Source organism: Deltaproteobacteria bacterium, assembly GCA_016875395.1.
GTDB lineage: Bacteria > Myxococcota_A > UBA9160 > UBA9160 > UBA6930 > VGRF01.
In genome coordinates, this window is sequence record VGRF01000085.1 from 1 (window position 1) to 1,351 (window position 1,351).

Annotated in this window: 3 protein-coding genes; 1 reads left to right on the forward strand and 2 read right to left on the reverse strand. The window is 70.1% G+C overall.

All coding sequences use genetic code 11. The features are described from left to right. Positions 1-200: 200 nt before the first annotated feature. Both FJ091_22235 and dcd read right to left on the reverse strand, forming a co-directional pair. Positions 201-650, reverse strand: coding sequence for a D-tyrosyl-tRNA(Tyr) deacylase (locus tag FJ091_22235; protein MBM4386068.1), 450 nt, complete (start codon positions 648-650; stop codon positions 201-203). After that, positions 651-1,163 (reverse strand): dCTP deaminase, encoded by a 513-nt coding sequence (dcd, locus tag FJ091_22240; protein ID MBM4386069.1) that lies wholly within the window; start codon positions 1,161-1,163, stop codon positions 651-653. It abuts the gene before it with no gap. Positions 1,164-1,187: 24 nt separating this feature from the next. Between dcd and FJ091_22245 the strand changes: the two genes are divergently transcribed. Then, the coding region (locus tag FJ091_22245; GenBank protein ID MBM4386070.1) for a glycerophosphodiester phosphodiesterase at positions 1,188-1,351 on the forward strand (164 nt) is incomplete at its 3' end.

The window sequence follows — 1,351 nt, forward strand, 5'->3', positions numbered from 1 at the left end:
CCTGCGTCGCCTCGTCGGCGAGCGCGGGAGTCACCGTCAGCGCAGCCAGCGCGAGTGCGACTGCCGCAGAGCGAATGAACTTGTGCATCTCGAACCTCCCTCGCGGCGCTGCGCGCCGCTCACCCATCGGACGCGAGTTTCGGAGTCGAATTCGAAAGCGCAACCCGCCCGACACCGTTTTGTGTCGCAGCGCGGGAGCGTCAGAACTGCCGAGTCGTGTCGAGCAGAATCGTCACGGGCCCGTCGTTCACGAGCGCCACGCGCATCGCGGCCCGGAAGCGCCCGGTGATCGTGGTCACACCCAGCCGGCGCGCCTCCTGGACCACGGCCTCCACCAGCGGCTCGGCTTGCGGAGGCTCAGCGGCCCTCACGTACGACGGCCGCCGCCCCTTTCGTGCATCACCGAGCAGCGTGAACTGAGACACCACGCCGAGCGTGCCGCCCGTCTCGAGCAGCGAGCGGTTCATGCGCCCCTCGGCATCGGGGAACACGCGCAGGTGCACGAGCTTTGCGGCGAGCTCCTTCGCGTCGGCCTCGCCGTCCTCGCTCGCGACGCCCACGAGCGCGAGCAGCCCCGCGCCCATCTCGCCCACCAGCTCGGCGGCCACCGTGACGCGCGCCTCGCACACGCGCTGCACCACTGCGCGCAACTACAGCGCGTCCTGCTTCGCGAAGCGCCCCTGATAACTCGCGCGGCCCTCGGCGCGCATCACGACGAGCTGACAGAGGCGCACGCCGGCGTGGATCTCGAGCGGATGCCCCGAGACGTTGCTGATCTCGAGCACCTGGCGATTCGACACGCCGGGCTGCACGAACGCCGAAGTGACGTGAATCATCAGGCCGAGCCGCGCGAAGCGGCTGCGGCCCTCGAGCAGACCGCACAGATCCTGCGCGAGGGTGATGCGCTCGCGCGTGATGCCGTGAATCGTGGCGCCGGGCGCGAGCACGTACGGCTGCGCGAGCGAGGCGACGCGCGTGTGCTCGCGATAATCCGTGTCCTCGCGGATCGGAATCGTCGCCGTGTTGCGCTCGATCACGCGAATCTCGTCGCCGAGCGTGAGGTCGATCGAGGCCGGCCCGACCTGATCGGGCGCGAGCGGCTCGATCACGATGCGCCGCGCAGCGATCTCCTCGAGCAGCACTTCGCGCGTGAGAACGGTCATCGCGGCGCACACTACCATCGCGCGATGCACCCGTTCTTCGAGCGCGCGCGTCCCCTCGTCTTCGGCCACCGCGGTGCGTGCGGCGAACGCCCGGAGAACACGCTCGCCTCCTTCGAGCTCGCGCTCGCGCAGGGCGCCGACGTGATCGAGACCGACGTGCACCTGACGCGCGATGGCGAGGTGGTCGT

What these genes read in the sequence shown, in the direction of transcription:
- dcd (MBM4386069.1), bottom strand. Translation starts at nt 1,163, where the DNA reads ATGACCGTTCTCACGCGCGAAGTGCTGCTCGAGGAGATCGCTGCGCGG.